A 24,043-nucleotide genomic window follows, 5' to 3' on the forward strand; every position below is an offset into this window, starting at 1 on the left:
GCCTGAACGAGCCAAAGCTCGGGACTACTTTCTTTCGCGGGCAATCGCCTCGCGAATCTTCTCGATGCGGTTGTCGGGACTCGGATGCGAACTCATGAAATCCGAACCGCTGGAGCCGCCGCTGGCCTCGGCGAGGATTTCCATCACACCGATGAGCGCTTCGGGATTGTAGCCGGCCTGGAGCATGAAGCGCACGCCGAGGGCATCGGATTCGAGCTCGTCATCGCGGCTGAACTTCATCACTTTGTACTGCGCGACCATGTGCGCGATGTGAGCACCGGTGTTGTTGTAGCCATCGGAGGTGAGCACACCGATGCCTTGCGCCAGGCCGCTCCAGAGCCGCGAATTCGCCATCTGCTCGTTGGAATGACGCCCCACGACATGCCCCATCTCATGGCCGAGGACGCCCGCGAGCTGATCCTCCGACTTGAAGCGGCGGAACAACGCCTCGGTGATGAAAATCTGGCCGCCAGGCAGTGCAAAGGCGTTCACCGTCCGCGCGTCGGCCAGCAGGTGGAATTTGAACTGATACGTGGTCTGCTTTGCCGCCGTGGAGGCGATCAAACGCGCGCCCACCGCATCGACTTTGGCACGAGCGGCAGGATCGCGGGAAAGACCGCCCATCTCGCGAATCATCTGCGGCGCGGACTGCAAGCCGAGGGCGATCTCCTCCTGCGGCGTCGCCAACGCAAGCTTCTGCTCACGTCCGGTGAACTCGTTCTGATAAGTTGTCGTCCCAAACCAATGATAAACCAAGGTGCCGCCGATGATGAGCAGCGCCAGCATCACGCGTGGATGGAAGGCGCAGCCGCGGCGTCCACGCGAATCGCCATAGATGAAAACATGCCCTGCATGCACCAGTCGTTGAAGCGTTGGGATCATGCTTCGCCCTATACCGCATGGAAAAATCTTGAGCCAGCGGGTATTTTGCGGCATTGCAGACCATGTCGATGTTTCAGGAGCATGATCGGACGGTGGACTGGGGGCGCAAAGGCTCCCAGGCGGTCGTGACGCTGGCGTGCCTGTTCATCGTGCTCACGGGCATGAAGGTCGCCGCCGGGGTGCTGGTGCCGGTGGTGTATGCGTTTTTCCTCGCGGTGCTCAGTTATCCGCTGGTGAGCTGGATGCGGCGGCACCGCGTGCCCGCCGGTCTGGCGCTGGGCATCACGATGCTCATGAATCTGGGCGTGCTGGCCGGGTTGATCACTGTGGGCGTGCGCTTGCTGGTCAGTTTCTGGGCGGACCTGCCGCGTTACTTGCGCGGGCTGGAAAAGTACTCGAACGATGTCGGTGCCTGGCTGGAAACGAAAGGTGTCGAGGGCGCCAAGGAAACACTGGGCGGTGTGTTCGACTGGAACACCCTGGTCGGCTACGCCACCCAGCAGGACGTGATGAGCAACCTCGGCGGACTGGTGGGCAGCACCTTCGGCACGCTGGCAACGTTGTTCGGCAGCTTGGTGATGGTGCTGATTTTGATGCTCTTCATCCTGCTGGAGGCACGCGGCACGCGGAGCCGCCTTCAGGCCGTGAATCTCTCCGGCGGGCCGGACTTCAGCGGCCTGATGCGCAGCGCGAGCGACATCCAGAAGTATCTCGGCGTGAAAACACTCATCAGCGCGCTGACCGGACTGCTGGCCGGTTTCTGGTGCTGGTTCTTCGATCTGCATTACCCGCTGCTATGGGCGCTGCTGGCCTTCCTGTTCAATTTCATCCCTGCCGTGGGGTCAGCCGCCGCCTGCATTCCTGCGGTGATCGAAGCCCTCGTGCAGCACGGCCCGGGAACGGCGATCTTCGTCGCCATCGGTTACGGCGGCATCAATTTCTGCCTCGATACCTTCGTGCAGCCCACGATGCTCGGAAACCGCTTCGGCATCTCGCCGCTGGTGGTCATTCTCTCCGTCATCTTCTGGGGCTGGCTGTGGGGGCCGCTGGGCATGTTTCTGGCTGTGCCGCTCACGATGGTGCTCAAGGTGCTGCTCGACAACAGCGCTGAGTTCAAATGGATCTCCGTCGCCATGGCGAAAAAGAAAGTGCGCCGCGGCGAAGTGGCGGTGGCAGGCTATGACCTGCACCTCAACGAGGGCGAAACCATCGGCAGCGGGGCCAGCACGGAAATTCCGGGGCGGGAGTGACGCAACTGCTCAGAGCGGCAGCACATTTGTGCCATCACGCCACTTCGCAGCGTGACCTGCCAGACCTTCAAAACACGCCCCAGCCTACGCAAATCAAGCGTAGCGGCGCAGGGCAGACCTGTGGCATGGTTTGAGCAGAGACATTCGTCATTCTGATTTCATCATTCGTCATTTCTTTCCCCAACCACCATGTCCCCCGAAAAATTCACCGTCAAACTCCAGGAAGCCTTCAACGCCTCCCAGTCCATCGCCACGCGGCACGGGCATCAGGAGCTGAAGCCCTCGCATCTTCTCCTCGCCTTGCTTGAGCAGGAAGGCGGCATAGCGGTGCCGTTGTTTGAGAAGGCCGCTGTTAATCCAGCCGCAGCCCAAGGCCTGAAGTCTGGCATTGAGGCATTGCTCGCCAAGCAGCCAAAGGTCAGCGGCGGCACCAGCGGACTGCATCTGTCCAATGAGCTGCGTGAACTCATGACGAAGGCCGAGGACGAGCAGAAGAAGCTCAAGGACGAGTATCTCAGCGTCGAGCACATCATCCTGGCACTCTTCAAAACGAAGACAGAGCTGTCCGATGTGCTGAAACAGGCTGGGCTGAGCTACGACACCGTTTCCAAAGGCCTCACCGCCGTGCGTGGCTCGCAGCGTGTGGTGGATCAGGATCCTGAGGGCAAATACCAGACGCTGGAGAAATACGGCACCGATCTCACCGCCCGCGCGAAGCAGGGCAAGATCGACCCCGTCATCGGTCGTGATGAGGAGATCCGCCGCGTCATGCAGGTGCTCAGCCGCCGCACGAAAAACAACCCCGTGCTCATCGGCGAGCCCGGCGTAGGCAAGACCGCCATCGCAGAAGGACTCGCGCGACGCATCGTCGCCGGAGACGTGCCGGATTCGCTCAAAGGCAAAAAGCTCATCAGCATGGACCTCGGCGGCATGATGGCTGGGGCGAAGTTTCGTGGCGAGTTTGAGGAGCGCCTCAAGGCCTTCCTCAAAGAGGTCACCAGCAGCGAGGGCGAGATCATTCTCTTCATCGACGAACTGCACACCATCGTCGGCGCGGGCAAAGGCGAGGGCGCGATGGATGCGGGCAATCTTTTGAAGCCGCAGCTCGCACGCGGTGAGCTGCGCTGCATCGGCGCGACCACGCTGGATGAGTATCGCAAGCACATCGAAAAAGATCCCGCGTTGGAGCGTCGCTTCCAACCGGTGAAAGTCGGCGAGCCGAGTGTGGAGGATACCATCGCCATCCTGCGTGGCCTCAAAGAACGCTACGAAGTCCATCACGGCGTGCGCATTCAAGACAACGCCATCATTGCCGCCGCCACGCTGAGCAATCGCTACATCACCGACCGCTTCCTGCCGGACAAAGCCATCGACCTCGTCGATGAAGCCGCCAGCCGCATCAAGATCGAGCTCGACTCCATGCCCACGGAGATCGACGTCATTGAGCGCCAAGTCATGATGGGCGAGATGGAGCGTCAGGCTTTGAAGAAAGAAAAGGACGCGGCTTCCAAAGCCCGCATTGAAAAGCTCGACAAAGAGATCGCTGACCTCAAAGAAAGCTCCTCCGCATTGAAAGCGCAGTGGATGAAGGAAAAGGAATCCGTCCAAGCCGGTCGCAAGATGAAGGAGGAACTCGAACGCCTCCGCACTGAGCAGGAGCAGGCGCAGCGCCGTGGCGACTTCGGTCGTGCCGGTGAGATTCAATACGGTCTCATCCCTGATCTCGAAAAGAAACTCGCGGCCTCGTCCTCAGAAAACAAAGAACCACGCGCCGCACACACCTTGCTGCGCGAAGAAGTCACCGAAGAAGACATCGCCCGCGTCGTGGCGAACTGGACAGGCATTCCCGTTTCACGCCTGCAAGAAGGCGAGCGCTCGAAGCTCGTGAAGATGGAGGAGCGCCTCGGCAAACGCGTCATCGGCCAGAAGGACGCTATCACCGCCGTCAGCAATGCCGTGCGCCGTGCGCGTGCGGGCATTCAGGATGAGAACCGCCCGATTGGCAGCTTCCTCTTCCTCGGCCCCACCGGCGTCGGCAAGACGGAGCTTTGCAAAGCCCTCGCCGAGTTCCTTTTCGACGACGACAGCGCCATGACGCGCATCGACATGAGCGAATACATGGAGAAGCACAGCGTCAGCCGCCTCATCGGAGCGCCTCCCGGCTACGTCGGTTATGAAGAAGGCGGCCAGCTCAGCGAAACCGTGCGTCGGCGGCCTTACAGCGTCGTCTTGTTCGACGAAGTCGAAAAAGCGCACCCCGACGTCTTCAACGTCCTGCTCCAGGTGCTCGATGATGGCCGCATCACCGACGGCCAGGGCCGCACGGTCGATTTCAAGAACACGGTCCTCATCATGACCAGCAACATCGGCAGCAACGTCATCCAGGACGTGTCCAACGCCGAGCAGCGCGACGCTTTGGTGCGCGACAGCCTGAAGCAGTTCTTCCGCCCCGAGTTCCTCAACCGCATCGACGAGATCGTCATCTTCGACCGTCTCGACGCCGCGCAGCTCGACCAGATCGTCAAAATTCAGCTCCAGCGCGTCATCGACCGCCTCGCCAAGCAGAACATCCACCTCACCGTCACCGACGACACCACCCGCTACCTCGCCGACGCCGGCTTCGATCCCGTCTTCGGCGCCCGCCCCCTCAAACGCGCCATCCAGAAACACCTCCTCGATCCGCTCAGCTTGGCGGTCCTCGAAGGCGGCTTCAAAGACGGCGATCACATCACGGCGGTGATGAAAGGCGGGAAGCCGGTGTTTGAGAAGAGGTAACGGAGCGAGGAATTTAGTCTGGAGCAGGTCGTCGAAGCCGATACCTCAAGCGAGTATCATGTTCATATTTGTCGTGGTAATTCCCGACTTAAAATAAACATCGCCATTTTTGCTCCACACCAAACTGACGCCACCATCTTGTGAGACAACGAAGGTTGCAAGATTCGGTTCCGCCCCGCAGAGGCGTATAGCAGAACGATGTCGCATGCCCATTTGTTCAGTATCAAGCTCGCATAATCCTTCGCACTGCATGGGATTGTCTACCTCGAAAGCCTTGGCTGGCTTTACTTTGTCGAGAACGATTTCGGCACCGAAACCTTCGACACTCAAATCGGTTCTCAGAACGATAGCCCCATCAGTTCCCGCGAAGCCTCCAATAAATGTGCATGCTTGAGCGACCTTCTGCTGAAGGCCTTGAAGGGGAAATGAAGCCAAGGCCATTTCCTGTTCGCTAGGTGCCGCATTTTTCTTCCACTCAGATAACCAAACCATGTCCCCGTGGCGATGCCGCGCATTCATAAAGTTGACGAAATGGTCCTTTAAACTATCTGCCCCTGCCGCCAGCCCATACTTGATCCTCACACAACCTGATCCAACAAGGTCACAAGAATGTTTCTTCAAAATCAGAGCCCCACCGTGACCGGCAAGTTGCATCCCGTTAAGGACGGCCAGAATGCAGTTCACATATGCAAGCCACTCGAACTCATGCCACTCACTCGCATGCTCATGAGTCGGCGTGGTTATTAACTCTCGGAGCGCGGCGTGACCCTCCTTAAACAAAGGATATGCGCCAAGCAAATCCAACGAGGCAATTCTCGTGCTCGCCACTTCAAGTCTTCCACTCGACAATGAGGCCATGCGGTAACCGCTCTGATAAACGGCCATTCGCCCTGGCGCAGTAACGCGCACCATTAAAGCATGAGGCAGCGATTCGTAATGATAAGAGAATGCATTCCTGGCAACAGACCAAGATCTTCCAAGATTCACCAGTCCACGAATCATCAGCTTTCCGGATTCTTCGCTAGAAGATCGAACCCAAATAGCTGACGAATCGATATCAGTGACCGCCGCAAGTCGTCGGATCTCTTGGGTATTGAATGGTCGCTCTGAAGCAAATTCCAAGGGCTTGATTGGCTCTGCTCCCTCCCGATGGGGTATGTCATTGGAGCCGCAAGAACAGCAGAGCATAAATCGCAATGGTCGTGCCTCGTCAGTTTCCATTCCGGCCAAATAAGCCACTTCCAAGAGTTCTTTTAGCTGAATGGGCGATGGTAGTGGGGGTGGAAAATAGTCCCCACCTATTAGGTAGCCCCACCCTTCGCTAACCATTGCAGCTAGATCGGCGGCGAATGCCCGCTGTGGCTGTATTTCAGTCGTCATAATCTAATCTCTACTTCAATCACACACATTACCTGCCTCGCCTTGTCGGGTCGCCCTGCCTACCTCCAGCGTTTCAGAAAATCCCAAATGCGGATGATCACGTAGATCCCGCCGTAGAACACCACGCCCATCACGATGAACGCGATGACGGTCTCGCCGAAAGACCCGCCTCCCGACCCACCGGGCGGAGGATACGGATAAGCCGGTCCTGATCCCCCAGAGGGGCGTGAAGGCGGCACCACCTGGGCGTGGGCCATGCGGCTTAACAGGAGCAGTCCGGCAGTGAGGCATGGGGAGATCTTCATCATGGGGGTGCCTGGTGTTTCTTACGTGGATCAAGGATGGGGCATGATCGGCCCTGAGTCCCGCTGATTTTTCGGGAGCAGCGGGCTTTCATCTCTTCGCGATTCACAACCTCTTGATGAAGGCCACCGCACGCTCCACCTCCGTGAAGCCGCAAGCCTGATGAAGCGAGATGCTCGCTTCATTGGACAGTTCGGTGTCGCTGGCCAGTTCCGCACAGCCCTGCTCCATCGCCCAAACCTCCGCTGCCTCGATCAACTGGCGCGCAACACCCTTCTTGCGGAGTGACGGCAGCACGAACAATCCCTCAAGATAGGCCACTGGAGTGGTGGTGGCACCCTCGACGTATTCACGCCGGACGGACAGTTCGGCAAAACCACCGAGCATTCCTCCGGGTGATTCGGCCACGAGAGTGATGCCGGGCACGGGCATCCCCTTCTGGAAGTAACGCGTCACGTCAGCCGAGCTGGAGGCCTCAGGCCACAAGAGGCAACGCAGCTCGATCCACTGTTCGCTGTCGGATATGGTTACAGGGCGCACCAGCATGATGATTGGCTCCTTGGGCAACGTTGAAGCCGGCGAACACATTTCAAGGCTTGCCAGCAGCGCAGAGACTTTCATGGCAACCTCATCAGGCAAGTTCGCGAACCTGTGCTGTGCAGCTTCCATCTCCACGCAATGGTTGCGCGCTCAGTTCGATGTCCACAAGCAGCAAACCGTCGGCATCAACGCCATAGGGGCCGCTCAACGCCGGTTTGCCATCGGGAGCCATCACCAGCGAGCAGCCGATGCACTTGTGGCCGGACCATTCACCTTCACTGACCAGACCGACATTGCTCGCTCCGGCGATCCACAGGCCGAACTCCTTCGCCACCACGCCGTAGTGGTCGAGCCAGAGCTGGCCGTAGGGTTCTTTAACATTGTCGTGATCCGGCGGCACGGCCCAGGCACACGGAGACAGAATGATCTGCGCGCCCATCATGCCAAGCGCGCGGCTGATGGACTGCCCGGGCGCAAAACCATCGGCGCAAATCATGAGGCCGAGAGTGCCGAGCGGTGTGTGCGCGACAGCGAGGCAATCACCACAGGCATACAAGTGATGCGCCATGGCGAGTTCGTTGAGTTTGCGATGATGCAGCAACACCTCGCCTTCCGGGGAGATGAGCACGGCGCTGTTGAAGAGCTGATCGTCCGCGCGCTCGATCAATCCTGCGCATACATGGATGTGATGGCTCTTTGCAGCTTCGCGGAGGCGCAGGCAGGCATTGCCATCGGGAATGGAACCGGCAGCAGCGAGCGCTGATGAATGACACCAGCCGCAATCCAGCGCCTCGGGCAGCAGAACGATGGCAGCACCTGCGGCAGCGGCTTGCGCGATGGATTGCGACGCGCAGCGCAGATTCTCCTCCACCCGGCCGCCGATGACGGGCATCTGCGCGAGCGCGAGCTTGAAGGGCATGCTCATCTGGCCTTCACACCGCTGAGGGGATGCTGTGTGACGGCGTCCCAGGAGAGTTTTTGGAGAAGCGCGTTGAGTTTTTCCGCCTCAGGCAGTTTGGCGATGGCAGCAGGCATGGGCAGTCCGACGGGGCTGCGACCATAAATGACGGCGAAGTGGCAGTAGGTGGCGATGGCTTTGACGTGATCGCGCGGATGGCCGATGGCGTCGGTGAAGAGATCGCTCTGCTTCGCGATGCCGGGTGCCTTGCCTTCGATGATGAGGCGGCGCAGTTCCATCACGGCCTGGCCGATGGGGACGACGAAGACGGCGGGCTTGTCCTTGGCGTACTTTGCATTCAGCTCGCGCACGTGGTCGTCCATGCTCTTGAAGTAGTCATCATGCGCCACGTGGAGGTCGGCCATCGTCTTGCTGTCGCGGTCAACCGGTCCACGCTGCTTCCCCGGGCCCCAGAGCGCCTGATCATCGTAGGTCATCCAGAACTCCTGCACGGTGATGCGCATCTTCGGATTGTGCTCCAGGCCGAGCTTCACGAAGTTTTCGATGCCCGCGTCAGGCAGGAAGATGGGCGAAAGCGTGAGCACGTCCGCCTTTCCTTCCATGAGCACCGGTTTGATCTTCTGCTTGTCGCCTTGCGCGTCCCAATGCTGGATCGTGCGCGAGCCGCCGATGGAGGAGAGGCCGACTTGAGTGTGGCCGGTGATGCCAGCGTTCTTCGTCGCCTCAATGAGCAGTCCGGGCAGCCACACATGGAAGCTGTGGCCGGCAGTGAGGATGCGGAGTCCGGCGGGTGGCGCTTCCGCCCGAAGCATGGTGGAGAGGCAAAGGAGAGCGAGGATGGCCCGACGGGTGGATTTTGGTTTCATGTTGTGTGAATACGCCCTTCGTGGCGTTGCTTTGGCTTCTTGCGCAGATAAACCTGAACAAGCATCGTCTTTCCCATGCATCCCCTCACCCGCCGACAGATTCTCCAGCACAGCGGAGCCGGTTTCGGCTCGCTGGCGCTGCAATCGCTGCTCGACGCTGATGGCGTGCTGTCATCGACGAACCCGCTGGCGCCACGCGCGCCGCATTTCGCGCCGAAGGCAAAGTCGGTGATCTTCCTCTTCATGTATGGCGGCCCGTCGCATGTGGATTTGCTCGATCCGAAGCCGGAGTTGGAGAAATGGCACGGCAAGGCCATCCCGGTGTGGAAGCCGGAGGATGCGTTCATGGGCCGGAAGACGAAAAACGTGGCGATGCAGAGCTACTACCGCTTTGCGAAGCACGGACAGGCTGGCATCGACATGGCGGAGACGTTTCCGAATCTCGCCCGGCATGCGGATGACCTCTGCGTGATCCGCAGCATGCACGCGGAGAGCAACAATCACGGCCCCGCGATCTTCCAGATGAACACGGGCTTCATCCTGCCCGGCAGGCCGTGCATGGGCTCGTGGGTGACGTATGGTCTCGGCTCCGAGAGTGAGAATCTGCCGGCCTTCGTCGTGCTACTGGATCATCAGGGCGCACCGGTGAACGGTGCGCTCAACTGGTCGAACGGTTTCATGCCCGCCTCATATCAGGGCGTGCCGTTCCGCAGCAGCGGCGAGCCGATTGCGTATCTGACGCCGCCGAAAAGCGTGTCGCAAAGCCAGCAGCGCGCGCGGCTTGACCTGCTGAAGCAATGGAACACCGAATTCGCCGCCGCGAACCCGGCGGAGACGCAGCTCGCCGCCCGCATCAACACCTACGAGCTGGCCTACCGTATGCAGATGAGCGCCAGCGAATGCACCGACTTCAGCCGCGAGCCGGAGTGTGTGCGGAAGATGTACGGCCTCGACAACAAGGTCACCGCGCACTTTGGCAAAAATTGCCTGCTCGCACGTCGCCTCGTTGAGCGCGGCGTGCGCTTCGTGCAGGTGTACAGCGGTGGCAATGAAGGCCCGAAGGCCTGGGACGCTCACGACGACCTCAAAAAGAACCACGACCTCCACTGCGCGGAGACGGATGGTCCCATCGCCGCGCTGCTCGATGATTTGAAGATCAGCGGCATGCTCGACAGCACGCTCGTTGTGTGGGGCGGCGAGTTTGGCCGCTCGCCTGTCGCCGAGAACGGCAAGGGCCGAGATCATCATCCCAAAGGCTTCACCATGTGGATGGCCGGCGGCGGCATCAAAGGCGGCCAGATTTACGGCGCGACGGATGAATTCGGTTACAGCGCCATCGAGAACAAAGTCTCCGTGCCCGATCTGCACGCAACGATGCTGCATCAGCTCGGCCTCGATCACGAACAGCTCACCTATCGCTTCACAGGGCGGGATTATCGGCTGACGGATGTGAGCGGCGAGGTGGTGAAGGCGCTGCTGGCCTGACAATCAGCCAAATTTGATCACCCCTAGCTGTGATGATAATCCGATCCCTCATACTGCCGGAACACTTTGTAGATTGCATCAAGCGCGAGACATTGCGTCGTAGAATGGGTTCGTGGAAACTATTATCCAATTTCGATGGATACGGTAACCCGATCGAGACGGAAATCGGCGAGATCTACCATACGGCCACAGAAATCGAGGCAGAATCTGCACTCTTGCCTCAATATTTTCCTCCGACTGTCTCAACAGCAGTTGATGACCTTTTTGTGGAACCTGGATTCATTCCATACATCAATTATTTTGATTTGATTCTTACGTTCGGCATCTCGAGCGACGGAGCGCCATTCTGTTTCGACTATCGTGACGGAGATGCACCGTCGGTAATTTGGTGGGACGATGTTTATTGGCGAAGAGTCGCTCCAAATTTCACAAGCTTCGTGGAACTTTTCGACATGACTCAATAAACTGGTTTTGTTTTCATGAAGCAAGACGCGAGTTGCTGCGTTTCGTTCGACCATGAAGTCACTTTTCATTCTCACCCTGGTTTTTATCGGCACTTTGGCTTGCGCGGCGGACAAGCCGAACATCATTTACATTCTCGTCGATGATCTGGGCTACGGCGATCTGGGCTGCTACGGGCAGAAGATGCTCACGACGCCGAATCTCGACCGCATGGCGGCGGAGGGGATGAAGTTCACGCGGCATTACTCGGGCAGCACGGTGTGCGCACCGTCGCGCTGTGTGCTGATGACGGGTCTGCACACGGGGCACTGCCGGGTGCGTGGGAATGATCCGTGGATCATCCCGGATGGCGATGTGACGGTGCCATCGCTGCTGAAGACGGCGGGCTATCACACGGCGTGCATCGGCAAATTCGGTCTCGGCAAGCCGCTGCCACTGGATGATCCGCAGCGGAAGGGGTTCGATGAGTTCTTTGGTTATGTGGGCACGAGCCACGCGCACAATTTCTACACGAAGGCGCTGATTCGAAACGGAGCGGTCGTGGAACTGCCGAACATGGTAATCGAAGGCTCGTTCAAGAACGCGCAGGACTACAAGGACAGTGATCTCGTGGGCACGGGCGTGGCGCCGCTGGACGGACGCAAGGCCTGGGTGCCGCAACTGCTGGCGGACGATGTGCAGCGCTATCTTGGCGAGCGTGCGAAGGCAAAGGCCCCCTTCTTTCTCTACTACGCTATGAACGTGCCGCACACGAACAACGAGGCGGGCAAGAACTCGCCGCTTGGCCATGGCATGGAGTGCCCGGACTACGGCGAGTTCAAAGACAAGGACTGGCCGGACGCAGAGAAAGGTTTTGCGGCGTTGATCCGCTTTCTGGACAACGAGGTGGGCCGCATCACGACGCGGTTGAAGGAACTCGGTATCGACAAGAACACACTGGTGATGTTCTCCAGCGACAACGGGCCTCATCACGAGGGCGGGCATGACAGCGATTTCTTCAACAGCAACGGTGACTTCAAAGGCACGAAGCGCGACATGACTGACGGCGGCATTCGTGTGCCGCTCATTGCATGGTGGCCTGGAAAGGTGAAATCAGGTGAGGTGAGCGAGCATGTGAGCGGATTTCAGGATCTGCTGCCCACCGTGGCCGAATTGAGCGGTGCGAAGCTGACGGCAGAAACGGACGGTATCTCGTTTGTGCCGACGCTGCTGGGCAACGACGGTCAGAAGCAGCACACGCATCTGTTTTGGGACTTCAACGAGCAAGGCGGGAAACGCGCGGTGCTGAAATGGCCGTGGAAGCTGATTCACCTCAACACGGGCACGGCTCAGAAAGCGCCGAAAGGCAAGGCAAAGGGCAAAGCGCTCGAAAAGCTGCTCCACAATCTCGAAACGGACATTGGCGAGGAGAAGAATCTGGCGGCGGAGAAGCCGGAGATCGTGGCGGAGCTGGAAAAGCTCATGCAGCAATCATGGCGCACGCCGTAAGGCTCCGCACAGCATGCCGCCGCCGCCGACAACAAAGAGCAGCGGGAACCAGATCGAATACAACGCCGCGCGTGAAGCATGCTCCAGCACGGCTTCATCGGGAACAGCGGGATTCACCAAGCAGGTTTGCGATGATCCCGGCGGATAGTTGAGCTGCTTTTCGAGTGCTTTGTCGAGATGCTGGGTCGGTGCGGCCTCCACCCGGCGGATGCGCGTGCCTGCATGCTTCACGCCGTTGATCTCATACTCGTAGCGCACTTCAACGCGATGAGCGGGCGATGAGTTCGGTGTTGGCCGTTCGCTGACGACGCGTGATGAGATGATGCGGCATGGCACCTGCGTCCAGCTTCGCGTGATCTGCGCTTTTTCATACGAGAGCCACATGCGCCAGGCAAAGAACGATCCGACAAGCATGAGCAGAACACCCAGCGAACAAAGCCACCAGCGGCCTGATTGAGATGCAACTTGATTCTGCGACATGGACGAGGGGGAAGCAGGCTTTGACTACGCTTCACATGTGTTCCATACAAGAGATGCCGCGCTCGCGCAAACCTCCTCATGTCCGAACCCTCTTCCATCTCGATACGTCCACCACGCTGGCTGCTGAAGCCCGCCGTGGAGGGCGCGGCCGAGCTGGCGGCGGACATGAGCGTGTCTCCGCTCATGGCGCAGCTTCTGGTGCAGCGCGGCATCACCACGGTGGAGCAGGCGCGTGATTTCCTGGTGCCGAAACTCGCCACGCTCGGCGATCCCACGGTGCTGCCGGAGATGAACCTCGCGGTGGAGCGCATCCTGAGCGCGGTGGACCACAAGGAGAGCGTCGTGCTCTACGGCGACTACGATGTCGATGGCGTGACCTCGATGGCGCTGATGCACCTCATCTTGAAGGCCTACGGCCTCGACACGCATCTGTTCCTGCCCACCCGCATGGAGGAAGGCTACGGATTGAGCCGTGACGGCATCGCCAAGTGCTACGAGCAGTTTGGAAAACCGAATCTGCTCATCGCGCTCGACTGCGGCACGACCTCGCTGGCTGAAGTGGCGAAACTGAAAGCGGATGGCGTGGACTGCGTGATCATCGACCACCACGAGCTGTCGCCGCATGGCCGGCCAGACTGTCTGGCGCTGGTGAATCCGAAGCTCAGTGACCATCATCATTACTTCTGCACGGCGGGCCTCATGTTCAAAGTCTCGCATGCGCTGCTGAAAGCGCGGATGATCGAGAGCTATGATTTGAAGGAGACGCTCGATCTGGTGGCGCTCGGCACCGTCGCCGATCTGGTGCCGCTCATTGATGAAAACCGGCTGCTGGTGCGGCGCGGACTCGAAGCACTGGCACAGACAGCGCGTCATGGATTGAAGGCCCTGAAACAAATCGCCGGAGTCGAGGGCCTGGTGCAGACGCATCATGTCGGCTACCGCCTGGGACCGCGTTTGAACGCCGCCGGCCGCCTGGACACTGCGGCGACGGCATTGCAGCTTCTGCTTTCAACCGATCCTGAGGAAGGCGCGGAACTCGCGACGCTGCTCGAAGCGCACAACAAGGACCGGCAGAACGTCGAACAGCAGGTGCATGTGGAGGCCGAGGCGATGCTCGCCGGCATCGGCGACATTGAAAAAGTCTCCGCCATCGTGCTCGGATCACGCAATTGGCATCCGGGCGTGATCGGCATCGTGGCCTCGCGCATCTCGCGGCTGTGCCATCGCCCGACGATTCTGGTGTCGATTGACGAAAACGGCATCGGCAAAGGCAGCGGACGCAGCATTCCCGGGTTTTCACTCGTCGCGGCCATTGAGACGTGCAGCAAGCATCTGCTCGGTGGCGGCGGGCATGCGATGGCGGCGGGCATTTCCGTCAAAGAAGAAAACCTGGATGCTTTCCGCACCGCCTTCCAAAACGCGGCACGCGAGGCCTTGAGCAAAGAAGAGATGACCGCCGTGCTCGAACTCGATGCCGAGGTGCGGCTGCGCGATCTGTCGTTGAACTTCTTCGAGAGCTACAAGCTGCTGGAGCCCTTTGGGCAAAAGAACACCGAGCCTTTGTTCCTCTGCCGCAGTGTGAACCCGCGCCTGCCAGGGCGCACGATGAAGGAAAAACATCTGCGCATCATGCTCACGCAGGACGGCGCGTCGATGGAGGCACGCTGGTTCAACGCGCCCATTGGAAAGCTGCCCCCTGCCCCGTGGGATGTGGCGATGCGCATCCAGCGCGGCTGGTTCCGTGGCACGGAGCAATGGCAGCTCACATTGGAAGCGGTGCGCACAGCGGAGTGATCTCCCGCACCTAGTCCGTGCGCGGATGAAACCGGTAGTGGCCGGTGAGAGGGAACTCGAAGAGTCGGTTCTCGCATTTCGGCCCCTGACCGATGTTGTGAACAATCCAGGGCGTGGCACCGCCATCGGGCGCGGGAACGACAATCGCAATGTGCGGAAGATTGACGGGAACGGTGCAGGTGATGAGATCGCCCGGGCGATAGTCGGCGGCGTTTTGTGTGACCGGCAATGAAGCACCGCGCCGCTTGAAAAAGGTCTGCAAATTTGGTACACGGCGGTGGTCGATATTCTTGTCGGTGGAGCTGAGGCCCCAGCGCTTCGGATAGGCGGCAAAGGCGCGCTTCATGTCCTCATGGACGAGTTTTTGCAGGTCGATGCCCAGCTTGCGGTAGCTGCGGATGATTTCATCGGTGCAGACGCCAGTGTCAGCGGGAACATCGCCACCAGGATAATCCAGCCGCACATAGGCGGGATCGTAGCGCACCGTGTGCCTGGTGCGCTCCATCGCGGCCTGCACGAGGCGCTCCGCAAAGGACGGCGCGCTCGTTTGCGCATAACCGACGCCGATGAAGGCGAGAAGAAGGCAGCAGCGGCGGAGCATGTCAGTCACGCGGAACTTCGACACCGGAGATGAAGGTGCGTTGAACTTCCAGACGGCGGTTGAGCACGAGCACGTCGGCCTGCTTGCCTTTTTCGAGGCTGCCGCAGGTTTTGGCGATGCCGGCGCGTTCGGCGGGCGTAAGGCTGGCCATGCGAACGGCCTGTGGCAGCGTGGCAGAGGTGCTTTTTTTCATGTGACGCATCATGTGGTCCATGCCGACGACGGAACTGGCAAGCCCTTGACCGGGCACGAAGCCGACCAGGCCGTCGCTCTCGAAAAAGGAGCCGTCATCGTCGGAACCGAAGCGGTAGCGGCCCGGCGGCATGTCGAGCGCACGGTTGCAGTCGGTGACGAGGCACAAGCGCTCCGCGCCTTTCATGCGGAAGGCGAAATCGAGCAGCTCAGGCGCGAGATGCATGCCATCGGCGATGACCTCGGTGCTCATCTCAGCGGTGGCGAGCACGAACTGCTCCATGGAAGCCTGCATGGGCGTGCCGAAACGCGTGCGCAGCGAAGTGACGGAGCTCATGGCGCACCAGAAGTGATCGACATGGCGCATGCCGGCCTTGAAGGCGCGCTCCATCTCCGTCCAGTTCGCGTTTGAGTGGCCGCAGGTGATGAGGCAGCGGTGTTTGCGCGCGGTTTGGTAAAATTCCTCCGCGCCGGGCAGTTCGGCCGCGCAGGTGGCGATGCGGACAAGATCATCGCGGAACCATCTCGCGTATTCGATGGCATCAGGAGCACGACGGCCGGTGCGGGAATGGCAGCCGACCTTGTCGGCGGCGAAGTAAGGACCATACACATGCACTCCGGCGATGCGTGAGCCATGCTCGACCTCCCAGGTGCGTTTTGCCTCGCGGCAGGCCATCAACATGCCCATGATCTGTGGCGGCGAGCCGGTCGTGGTGGTGGGAAAGATCGTCGTCGTGCCATGCAGCGCATGCGCTTTCAAGACGGTGCGCACCGCAGGCACCGTGGCATCCATGAAATCGGCTCCAGCACCGCCATGAACGTGAATGTCGATGAACCCAGGGCTGATGTAACCGCCCTTGGCATCGACCACGACCGTGTTCTTCGGCGTGGTGACGTGTTTGCCAATGGCGGTGATTTTGCCGCGTTCACACAGCACCGAGCTTTCCTCAATCAATTTGTCCGGCAGGATGAGCGTGCCGTTTTGAATGAGGAGCGGCGGAACGGGCGGTGTTTTCATAGCATGGTGAGCGGATTGACGCGGGTTTGCAGCGGGAAGGTGACGCGCTGACTGCTGAGGCGATGCGATTCGAAGACGGCGGCGATCATTTCGGTGATCTGGCGGCCGTGCGCGGCATCGCAGAGCGGTGCGCGGTTTTCCTGGATGGCGGCAATGAGGTCGAGGCCGGGGATTTCGTGGCTGGAGACTTTTTTGGCGATGACTTTGTCCTCCAGCACGGGTCTGCGCGCTTCCTTGCCAGTTTGAATCCACGCGAAGGGCTCCTGATCCATGCGAAAGTCGATCACGCCCTCGTTGCCGAAGATTTGGAGGCCAAACGAAGCTGGATCGTCATAGGCGGGCTTTTTCAGGCGGCCGTCCTTGATGCTGTCGAAGAAGAACGGGATGCCGTTTTCCATCTCGAAGCGCGCGTGGACTTCATCGCCCGCGAGCGGGCCGATTCCCTCGTCGCCGTCCTTCACATCGGCCTTGGTGACGGGCTTTCCATCCTGGTAAACGCCCGCGGTGCAGGCACGCGGCGCGCCAGCGAGCGCGATGGCGACGCCCATGACGTGCGAGCCGAGCACCCACATGTCGAGGCTGCCGCCGCGCGGGTCTTCCTTGCCGCGTCCGCGCATTTCCAACACGCGGCCGATGACTCCATCGGCGATCAATTTGGCCACGATGGGCAAGACAGGGTGGTAGCGGTTGCGGTGAGCGATGGCGATTTTCGTGCCGGATTTTTCGGCGGCGGCGATGACTTCATCGGCCTCGGCAGGGCTGCGGACGAAGGGTTTTTCGATGTAGATGCCCTTCACGCCATTTTGAATCGCGGCAAGCATCATGTCGCGATGCTGGTCGATCTGCCGGGGGCCGATGGCGACGATGTCGGGCTTCACTTCGGCGAGCATAGCCTTGTAATCAGCGAAGCCTTTGCCAGTGCCGAGCTTTTTGAGCTCATCGGCGAGACCTTTGGCATCCGCATCGGCCACAGCGACGATTTCGGTGGTGGGGATGGCCTTCCACATGGTGTCGAGACCATGACCATAGTTGCCGCGTCCGGTGTGACCGATGATGGCGACGCGGAATTTTTGATCCGTCCCGGCGGCGAAACTGGAAGCGGCGAAGGCGGCGGGCAGCGAGGCAAGGAGTCGGCGGCGGTTCATGGCAGGAGTATGAACGCATCCACGCTCTCCAAACAAGCATTCAGATCGTGTTTGAGGCAATTCACATGCCAATGAATCCCTCACTTTGATGCTCTGAATCAACCTTTTGAGTTTGTTTACGCCAAATTGTGTCTATTCATCTCCGCCGTCCGCTCCCAACCGCCCGAGGACGCCCCAACCCATGTCAGAAACCCATGAGCACGCCGCAGGCGACTCCGTGCCGGAGTTGAAGCAGCGCATCCAGGAATTGGAGAGCCAGCTACAGGCCTGCCGCGAGTGTCTGCCAAATGCCTCTCCAGACGCAGGACGAGGACTGACGGAAGGCGAGGAACGTTTCGCATTGGAACGGCAGTTGATCGAGACAGCGCGTCTGCAACGAGCGATCCTGGACAGCGCGAACTTCACCATCATTTCAACCCGGCCTGACGGGATCATTCAAACACTCAACGCCGGCGCCCTGCGGGAACTCGGCTACAAGCCCGAGGAGGTGATTGGCAAGACGACCCCCGCTCTCATCCATGATCCGAAGGAAGTGGCGCGACGCGCGAAAGAGCTGAGCGAGGAACTGGGCAGGCCTGTGGAGCCGGGTTTCGAGGCGTTTGTGGCGAAAGCCCGCCTCGGCCAGGCGGATGAGAACGAGTGGACCTACATCCGCAAGGACGGCACGCGGTACCCCGTCCTGCTGTCTGTCACGGCGCTCCGTGATGAACGCGGCGACATCACCGGCTTCCTTGGAGTCGGCAGCAACATATCCGAGCGCAAGCAGATTGAGCGCGCCCGCGCGGAGACCGAGGCGCGGCTGAAGGCCATTCTCGACAACACCACGGCGGTTGTTTTCATGAAGGATCTGAAGGGCCGCTACCTTCTGGTCAACAAACGCTGGGCGAAACTGTTCCACACCACGCCGGAAGAAACAGTCGGCAAGTTTGACCACGACATTTTCCCGCCGGACATGGCGAGTGCGTTCCGCGAGAACGACACGAGGGTGATCGCAGCCGGCGAGCCCCTGCAACTGGAGGAGGTGGCACCGCACGACGACGGGCCGCACACGTATCTCAGCGTGAAGTTCCCGCTGCGTGATGCCGCTGGCCGGGTCCACGCCGTGGGAGGCATCGCCACGGACATCACCGAGCAAAAGGCATCCATCCGCGCCCTGGAACAAAGTGAGGAGCGCTTTGCGCTGGCGGTGCGCGGCACGAACGACGGCATCTGGGACTGGGACATCCGCACGAATGAAGTGTACTTTTCTCCTCGATGGAAGAGCATGGTCGGCTACGAGGAGAACGAGCTGCCGGATGATTTCTCCGCCTTCGAGAAACTGCTGCATCCTGATGACCACGACCGCGTGATGAGCGAGCTGGATGATTATCTGAACAGCCGCATCCAGCGCTATTCCGTGGAGTTCCGCTTCCGCCACAAGGACGGCTCCTGGCGGTGGATCCTCGCCCGTGGCCGTGCGTTGCGCGATGGCGAGGGCAAACCCTATCGCATGGCCGGCTCACACACCGACGTGACCGAGCGCAAGCATGACGAAGAGGAGCTGCACAAGGCACGGCAGGCCGCCGAGGCCGCGAACAGCGCCAAGAGCGTCTTCCTGGCGAACATGAGCCATGAGATCCGCACGCCGATGAACGGCGTCATCGGCATGGGCGAGCTGTTGCTCGGCACGACGCTCGACGACACGCAGCGTGAGTACCTGGAAATGCTCAAGCATTCCGCCGACTCGCTGCTCGAACTGCTCAACGACATCCTCGACTTCTCCAAGATCGAGGCCGGGAAGATGGAGCTGGACTCCCATGAGTTCGACCTGAACGAGATCGTCACCGAAATCGCCCAGGCCATGGACATCCGCGCCTTCCAGAAGCGGCTCGTGCTTCTGCATCACATCAGTCCGGACATTCCTGCACGCCTGCTCGGCGACGACGGCAGACTGCGGCAGATTCTCATCAACCTCATCGGCAACGCGATCAAATTCACCCACAAGGGCGGCGTCACCATCGAAGTGGGCGTGGAGTCCGAAACGGCGGACCTGATCACGCTGCACTTCAAAATCAACGACACCGGCATCGGCATCGCCAGGAACATGCACGAGAGCATCTTCGAGGCATTCACCCAGGCGGAAAGCTCCACCACGCGGCGTTACGGCGGCACCGGTCTCGGTCTCGCCATCTGCCGTGATCTGGTCGCGCTCATGCACGGCCGCATCTGGGTGGAGAGCAGGCCTGACGTCGGCAGCACCTTCCACTTCACCGCCGCCTTCGGGCGCACCAGCGGCATCTCGATCAAACCCAGGTCGCCGCGGACCGAACCCGTCGTCACCGCTCATGCCTCCATGAAGGTGCTGGTCGCTGAAGACGGCCATGTCAACCAGCTCGTCAGTTCCCGCATGCTCGAAAAACGCGGCCACATCGTCACGCTGGCCTCCAACGGCCAGGAGGCCATCGACTTCTTCAAGAGCGAGTCTTTTGACGCCATTCTCATGGACGTGCACATGCCTGGCATCAATGGCTACGAAGCCACCATCGCCATCCGGGAAATCGAGCAGACCACTGGCGGACATGTTCCCATCATCGCCATGACGGCCAACGCCATGAAAGGCGACCGCGAACGCTGTCTCTCCGCTGGCATGGATGACTACATCGCCAAACCACTGCGCTCCGCTGAGCTGTTTCAGATCGTGGAGCAATTCGCTCTCCGCCCAGCGGCCCAGGGGCCTGCCAGGGCTGCCGGCACGTCAGAACCAGCGGCACCACATCCGCCCGTCGAGGCTGCTCCGTTCGACCTCGCCTTGTTCCGCGAATCCACAGGCGATGAAAAGCTCATCCGCAAGCTCATCGCCATCTTCCCCGAAGACACGCAAAAATACCTGCGCAAAGCCGAAAAGGCCCTCGCCGGCGGCAAAACCAAGCCGTTGTATGAAGCCGCGCACTCGCTCAAGGGCATGATCGGTGTTTACGCCGCCCCAAAAGCCTTCCGCCTCGCCTCCGAACTCTGCGAATACGCCCACGCTGGAGACCTGAAGGGTGCGCGACTCATGCTCGACCAATTGAAAAAAGAATGCGACTTGCTGGGCGAGGCCCTGGCGGGTGCTTTCGCCCCCAGCATCTGAGTCAGCGGTACTCGGCCAGGCCGTCGTAAGCGTGAACGAGATCAATCGGGTGGCCGATTTCACGCAAAATCTGGCGGGTCAGGTTCAGCTTCGATTGCAGCGCCAGGTCGTCGTGATCGGGATCGTGATGCACCACGATCCATTTCTTTGCACCGACCAGCTTGGTCAGCGCACAGGCGGTGGCGAGGTTGGAATGCCCCCAGCCGATGCGTTTCGGATAATCGGCCGGCAAATACTGTGCCTCGTGAACCAACAGATCCACGCCGTCGAGGAATTTCAGGATCGGTTCATATGGCACCACCAGATTCGCGTCACGCGTCAACAACGCCGGCGAGCCGGTGTAACCCTGGAGGAATTCATTGTCGGGAATGAGCGCCACGCTCCAGCCGTCATGCGTCACCTTGAAGCCTACCGTCGCCCCCGGATGCTGGGTGAACTCACGCGTCACCGTCACCTCGCCGATCTTCACTGGCTCATCGTCCAGAAACACAAAATTGATCTTCGCACGCAGGTCCTCGCGCTGGATCGGGAAATAGTCCCGGTCCATCTGGCCGCAGAGCAGGGATTCGATGTTCTTGCCGAAGCCACGCTCGCCGTAAACCGTGATCTCAAAACCCGGCACATAGATCGGCGTGAAAAACGGGAAGCCCTGGATGTGATCCCAGTGCGTGTGCGTGATGAACAGATGAATGTGGCACGGACCACCGGCCAGAAACGACTGCCCCGCATCCCGCAGGCCGGAACCCGCATCAAACATGATGCGCTCCTTGCCGGTGTTGTATTCGAAGCATGTCGTGTTCCCGCCATGCTGCGCGTAACGCGCACCACAGACCGGAATCGAACCACGGGTGCCCCATAGCTTCACATGCGGACGCTTCGTGTCCAAAATTGGCGCGTACTGCTCCGCTGCGGCCGGAATGTGGTCACGATGCGTCACCCCCTTCGCGGAAGGCAGCTCATGGAAATGCTGCCGCAACTTTTCCAGCAGCAGTTCAGGGTCGAAAGGCTTGATCAGCACGTCCACCGGCCCGGTCTGCTGGATGTGCTTCAGTTCAGTGGAGTAATCCTTCGCCGTGCAGACAATCACCGGTAGCTGCTGCGTCGCCTGCTGCGCCCGCAGATGTCGCAGCACCTCCAGACCGTTCATCTTCGGCATGATCAGGTCCAGCACCAGCAGGTCCGGCTTGAACACCTCGATTTGCTCCAGACACTCCTCCCCGTCCTCCGCCACGCGCACCGTGTAACCGTGCTGCTCCAGTGCATGGGACATCCGCAGTGAGATGGCGCGCACATCCTCGGCCAGAAGGATTCTTTTCGGTTGGGTTGGTATCGCCATGTCTTGCCTCTGTACTAATACGCGCATGGTCCTTGGTCGGGCTGGCGGGATTCGAACCCACGACCTCTTCGTCCCGAACGAAGCGCTCTACCAGGCTGAGCCACAGCCCGCCGTTGTCATCGCTGACAGTTGCGGAAACTCACAGGCGAACCCGCGAGCGGGACGGATTGGTAGCCTCTCAAAAGAATGACGCAAGTTAGAAGATGTCTGGTTCAGGCACCGCTGGCCCATGCTGGAGGAAGTCGAAGTCGGCTCCCTGATCCGCCTGGGTGACGTGCTCGACGAACAGCTTCGCGTAGCCGCGATGGTAGCGCTGTGGAGCGGGTTTCCAGTCGGCTCGGCGCTTTTCCAGCTCCTCATCACTCACATGCAGGTGCAGTTTGCGGTTCGGCACGTCGAGTTCGATGAGGTCTCCGGTCTTCACGAGCGCCAGCGGACCGCCGACGGCGCTCTCCGGGGCGATGTGGAGCACGCAGGCACCGTAGCTGGTGCCGCTCATGCGGCAGTCGGTCAGGCGCACCATGTCGCGGATACCTTGCATGATGAGTTTCTTCGGAATGGGGAGCTGACCCCACTCAGGCATGCCGGGAGCACCCACGGGGCCCGCACCGCGCAGGATGAGCACGGTATCCTTCGTCACGTCGAGATTCATGTCGTCGATACAGGCCTTCATGGCCGGATAGCTGTCAAAAACGAGCGCGGGGCCGGTGTGCGTGCAGAGTTCCTTCGTGGCGGCGGCGTGTTTGATCACCGCGCCGTTTGGGCAAAGATTGCCGCGCAGGATAGCGGTGCCGCCATCGGGCTGGAGCGGGTTTTTCGGCGTGCGGATGACGTCTTCGTTGTGGATGATCGCCTCGGCGATGTCTTCGCCGAGCGTTTTGCCCGTGATGGTGGGCACGTCGGTGTGCAAAAGCTCGCGCATGCCGTTGAGCAGCGCCTGGAGGCCGCCAGCCAGATAAAACTCCTCCATCAAGTATTTGCCCGCAGGCCGCATATTCGCCAACAGCGGTACTTTGCGGCTGATTTCATCGAATTTCTCCAGCGGCAGCTTGATGCCGAGTCGTCCCGCCATCGCCACGAGATGCACGATGGCGTTCGTGCTGCCGCCGAGGGCCATATCGACCGCGATGGCGTTTTCAAACGAGCGCTCGCTGACGATGCCGGACGGCTTGCGGTCCAGCCACACGTTCTCGATGATCTGTCGGCCCGCAGCCGCCGCGATGCGCGTGTGAGCACTGTCCACGGCCGGAATCGAAGACGCGCCTGGCATGCAAAGGCCAAGCGTCTCCGCCAGAGCGGTCAGCGTGCTCGCGGTGCCCATCGTCATGCAGTGGCCGGGGCTGCGGGCGATGCCGTCCTCGATCTCGCACCATTGTTCCCAGCTCAGATTGCCTGCGCGTTTTTCGTCCCAATATTTCCACACATCGCTGCCGCTGCCCAGCGTCTCGCCGCGCCAGTTGCCCTTCATCATCGGGCCGCAGGGCATGTAAATGACCGGGATGTCCATACTGAACGCGCCCATGAGCAGCCCCGGCGTGGATTTGTCGCAACCACCGAGCAGCACCGCGCCGTCGATGGGATTCGCGCGCAGCATTTCCTCCGTCTCCATCGCCAAAAAATTGCGATGAAACATCGCCGTCGGCTTCGTGAGCATCTCGCCAGCCGACATGACGGGGATTTCCATCGGATGCCCGCCTGCCTGCAAAATGCCGCGCTTCACCGCATCCGCCGTGAGCCGCAAATGCATGTGGCAGGAGTTCAGATCGCTCCAGGTGTTCAGGATGCCGATCACCGGTTTGCCCACGATGTCCTCGCTGCCCCAGCCGTTCTGTTTCGCCCGTGAGCGATGACCAAAGGAGCGCAGTTCATCCCGGCCATACCAGCGCCAGGATCGGAGTTGTTCGGGAGTTTTTGGGGTTGGTGTGTTTGCGGAGGCCATTGTGACAGGAATAACAGGATTCAGCCGGGATTAACAGGAGAAGTGTCAAGGCTTCGCCTGTCAAGTTGGGTCAAGGTGT

The 24,043-nt window shown here is 60.2% G+C and carries 18 protein-coding genes and 1 tRNA gene; 6 read left to right on the plus strand and 13 right to left on the minus strand.

The window, feature by feature from the left end; translation table 11 throughout:
• Window positions 1–24: 24 nt before the first annotated feature.
• Complete coding sequence (locus U1A53_RS16400) at window positions 25–882, minus strand: M48 family metallopeptidase (RefSeq protein ID WP_322282594.1); 858 nt, start codon at window positions 880–882, stop codon at window positions 25–27.
• 62 nt (window positions 883–944) lie between these two features.
• Here U1A53_RS16400 and U1A53_RS16405 point away from each other — a divergent pair, with 62 nt between their 5' ends.
• Both U1A53_RS16405 and clpB read left to right on the plus strand, forming a co-directional pair.
• The gene (locus tag U1A53_RS16405; RefSeq protein WP_322282596.1) at window positions 945–2,132 is read left to right on the plus strand and encodes an AI-2E family transporter; all 1,188 of its coding nucleotides are present in this window, start codon (window positions 945–947) and stop codon (window positions 2,130–2,132) included.
• A gap of 189 nt (window positions 2,133–2,321) precedes the next feature.
• The gene (clpB, locus tag U1A53_RS16410; protein ID WP_322282597.1) at window positions 2,322–4,907 is read left to right on the plus strand and encodes an ATP-dependent chaperone ClpB; all 2,586 of its coding nucleotides are present in this window, start codon (window positions 2,322–2,324) and stop codon (window positions 4,905–4,907) included.
• A 45-nt stretch (window positions 4,908–4,952) separates the two neighbouring features.
• Here clpB and U1A53_RS16415 read toward each other — a convergent pair whose 3' ends face one another.
• From U1A53_RS16415 to U1A53_RS16435, 5 genes are all read right to left on the minus strand, one after another.
• Window positions 4,953–6,287: a putative sensor domain DACNV-containing protein gene (locus U1A53_RS16415; RefSeq protein WP_322282599.1), complete on the minus strand. Its 1,335-nt coding sequence runs from the start codon at window positions 6,285–6,287 to the stop codon at window positions 4,953–4,955.
• Between the two features lie 59 nt (window positions 6,288–6,346).
• A complete protein-coding gene (locus U1A53_RS16420; RefSeq protein ID WP_322282602.1) occupies window positions 6,347–6,595 on the minus strand; it encodes a hypothetical protein in 249 nt (82 codons plus the stop codon).
• 100 nt (window positions 6,596–6,695) lie between these two features.
• Window positions 6,696–7,259, minus strand: a complete 564-nt coding sequence (gene aac(6'), locus U1A53_RS16425) for an aminoglycoside 6'-N-acetyltransferase (protein WP_322282604.1) — start codon at window positions 7,257–7,259, stop codon at window positions 6,696–6,698.
• The gene (locus U1A53_RS16430; RefSeq protein ID WP_322282606.1) at window positions 7,222–8,049 is read right to left on the minus strand and encodes a carbon-nitrogen hydrolase family protein; all 828 of its coding nucleotides are present in this window, start codon (window positions 8,047–8,049) and stop codon (window positions 7,222–7,224) included. Before U1A53_RS16430 ends, aac(6') begins: the two co-directional genes overlap by 38 nt.
• Before the next feature lie 2 nt (window positions 8,050–8,051).
• Complete coding sequence (locus U1A53_RS16435) at window positions 8,052–8,915, minus strand: hypothetical protein (RefSeq protein WP_322282607.1); 864 nt, start codon at window positions 8,913–8,915, stop codon at window positions 8,052–8,054.
• A gap of 75 nt (window positions 8,916–8,990) precedes the next feature.
• Here U1A53_RS16435 and U1A53_RS16440 point away from each other — a divergent pair, with 75 nt between their 5' ends.
• Window positions 8,991–10,400, plus strand: coding sequence for a DUF1501 domain-containing protein (locus U1A53_RS16440; RefSeq protein ID WP_322282610.1), 1,410 nt, complete (start codon window positions 8,991–8,993; stop codon window positions 10,398–10,400).
• Window positions 10,401–10,916: 516 nt separating this feature from the next.
• Window positions 10,917–12,350 (plus strand): arylsulfatase, encoded by a 1,434-nt coding sequence (locus U1A53_RS16445; protein WP_322282612.1) that lies wholly within the window; start codon window positions 10,917–10,919, stop codon window positions 12,348–12,350.
• Here the strand turns inward: U1A53_RS16445 and U1A53_RS16450 are convergent.
• A complete protein-coding gene (locus tag U1A53_RS16450; RefSeq protein ID WP_322282614.1) occupies window positions 12,333–12,830 on the minus strand; it encodes a DUF3592 domain-containing protein in 498 nt (165 codons plus the stop codon). The genes U1A53_RS16445 and U1A53_RS16450 overlap by 18 nt on opposite strands.
• Before the next feature lie 78 nt (window positions 12,831–12,908).
• Between U1A53_RS16450 and recJ the strand changes: the two genes are divergently transcribed.
• Window positions 12,909–14,624, plus strand: coding sequence for a single-stranded-DNA-specific exonuclease RecJ (recJ, locus tag U1A53_RS16455; protein WP_322282616.1), 1,716 nt, complete (start codon window positions 12,909–12,911; stop codon window positions 14,622–14,624).
• 10 nt (window positions 14,625–14,634) lie between these two features.
• On the opposite strand, the gene U1A53_RS16460 is transcribed toward recJ, so the two are convergent.
• From U1A53_RS16460 to U1A53_RS16470, 3 genes are read right to left on the minus strand one after another with little or no spacing between them, the layout of a single operon-like run.
• On the minus strand, window positions 14,635–15,225 hold the full coding sequence (locus U1A53_RS16460; protein WP_322282617.1) for a DUF1287 domain-containing protein: 591 nt from the start codon (window positions 15,223–15,225) through the stop codon (window positions 14,635–14,637).
• A 1-nt stretch (window position 15,226) separates the two neighbouring features.
• The gene (locus U1A53_RS16465) at window positions 15,227–16,435 is read right to left on the minus strand and encodes an amidohydrolase family protein (RefSeq protein WP_322282618.1); all 1,209 of its coding nucleotides are present in this window, start codon (window positions 16,433–16,435) and stop codon (window positions 15,227–15,229) included.
• On the minus strand, window positions 16,432–17,580 hold the full coding sequence (locus tag U1A53_RS16470) for a Gfo/Idh/MocA family oxidoreductase (RefSeq protein ID WP_322282619.1): 1,149 nt from the start codon (window positions 17,578–17,580) through the stop codon (window positions 16,432–16,434). Before U1A53_RS16470 ends, U1A53_RS16465 begins: the two co-directional genes overlap by 4 nt.
• A gap of 181 nt (window positions 17,581–17,761) precedes the next feature.
• On the opposite strand from U1A53_RS16470, the gene U1A53_RS16475 reads away from it, so the two are divergent.
• Window positions 17,762–20,689 (plus strand): PAS domain S-box protein, encoded by a 2,928-nt coding sequence (locus U1A53_RS16475; RefSeq protein WP_322282622.1) that lies wholly within the window; start codon window positions 17,762–17,764, stop codon window positions 20,687–20,689.
• Between the two features lies 1 nt (window position 20,690).
• Here U1A53_RS16475 and U1A53_RS16480 read toward each other — a convergent pair whose 3' ends face one another.
• From U1A53_RS16480 to araD, 3 genes are all read right to left on the minus strand, one after another.
• Entirely contained in the window at window positions 20,691–22,052 is a 1,362-nt protein-coding gene (locus U1A53_RS16480; protein ID WP_322282625.1) for a response regulator, read from the minus strand.
• 6 nt (window positions 22,053–22,058) lie between these two features.
• Window positions 22,059–22,135 (minus strand) — tRNA-Pro (locus U1A53_RS16485).
• Window positions 22,136–22,221: 86 nt separating this feature from the next.
• On the minus strand, window positions 22,222–23,964 hold the full coding sequence (gene araD / locus U1A53_RS16490; RefSeq protein ID WP_322282627.1) for an L-arabinonate dehydratase: 1,743 nt from the start codon (window positions 23,962–23,964) through the stop codon (window positions 22,222–22,224).
• Between the last annotated feature and the right edge of the window lie 79 nt (window positions 23,965–24,043).

This window comes from Prosthecobacter sp. (assembly GCF_034366625.1).
Lineage (GTDB): Bacteria > Verrucomicrobiota > Verrucomicrobiia > Verrucomicrobiales > Verrucomicrobiaceae > Prosthecobacter.

Coding starts and splice junctions, on each gene's coding strand:
- U1A53_RS16400 (WP_322282594.1), bottom strand. CDS start 882: ATGATCCCAACGCTTCAACGACTGGTGCATGCAGGGCATGTTTTCATC.
- U1A53_RS16405 (WP_322282596.1), top strand. CDS start 945: ATGTCGATGTTTCAGGAGCATGATCGGACGGTGGACTGGGGGCGCAAA.
- clpB (WP_322282597.1), top strand. CDS start 2,322: ATGTCCCCCGAAAAATTCACCGTCAAACTCCAGGAAGCCTTCAACGCC.
- U1A53_RS16415 (WP_322282599.1), bottom strand. CDS start 6,287: ATGACGACTGAAATACAGCCACAGCGGGCATTCGCCGCCGATCTAGCT.
- U1A53_RS16420 (WP_322282602.1), bottom strand. CDS start 6,595: ATGATGAAGATCTCCCCATGCCTCACTGCCGGACTGCTCCTGTTAAGC.
- U1A53_RS16430 (WP_322282606.1), bottom strand. CDS start 8,049: ATGCCCTTCAAGCTCGCGCTCGCGCAGATGCCCGTCATCGGCGGCCGG.
- U1A53_RS16435 (WP_322282607.1), bottom strand. CDS start 8,915: ATGAAACCAAAATCCACCCGTCGGGCCATCCTCGCTCTCCTTTGCCTC.
- U1A53_RS16440 (WP_322282610.1), top strand. CDS start 8,991: ATGCATCCCCTCACCCGCCGACAGATTCTCCAGCACAGCGGAGCCGGT.
- U1A53_RS16445 (WP_322282612.1), top strand. CDS start 10,917: ATGAAGTCACTTTTCATTCTCACCCTGGTTTTTATCGGCACTTTGGCT.
- U1A53_RS16450 (WP_322282614.1), bottom strand. CDS start 12,830: ATGTCGCAGAATCAAGTTGCATCTCAATCAGGCCGCTGGTGGCTTTGT.
- recJ (WP_322282616.1), top strand. CDS start 12,909: ATGTCCGAACCCTCTTCCATCTCGATACGTCCACCACGCTGGCTGCTG.
- U1A53_RS16460 (WP_322282617.1), bottom strand. CDS start 15,225: ATGCTCCGCCGCTGCTGCCTTCTTCTCGCCTTCATCGGCGTCGGTTAT.
- U1A53_RS16465 (WP_322282618.1), bottom strand. CDS start 16,435: ATGAAAACACCGCCCGTTCCGCCGCTCCTCATTCAAAACGGCACGCTC.
- U1A53_RS16470 (WP_322282619.1), bottom strand. CDS start 17,580: ATGAACCGCCGCCGACTCCTTGCCTCGCTGCCCGCCGCCTTCGCCGCT.
- U1A53_RS16475 (WP_322282622.1), top strand. CDS start 17,762: ATGTCAGAAACCCATGAGCACGCCGCAGGCGACTCCGTGCCGGAGTTG.
- U1A53_RS16480 (WP_322282625.1), bottom strand. CDS start 22,052: ATGCGCGTATTAGTACAGAGGCAAGACATGGCGATACCAACCCAACCG.
- araD (WP_322282627.1), bottom strand. CDS start 23,964: ATGGCCTCCGCAAACACACCAACCCCAAAAACTCCCGAACAACTCCGA.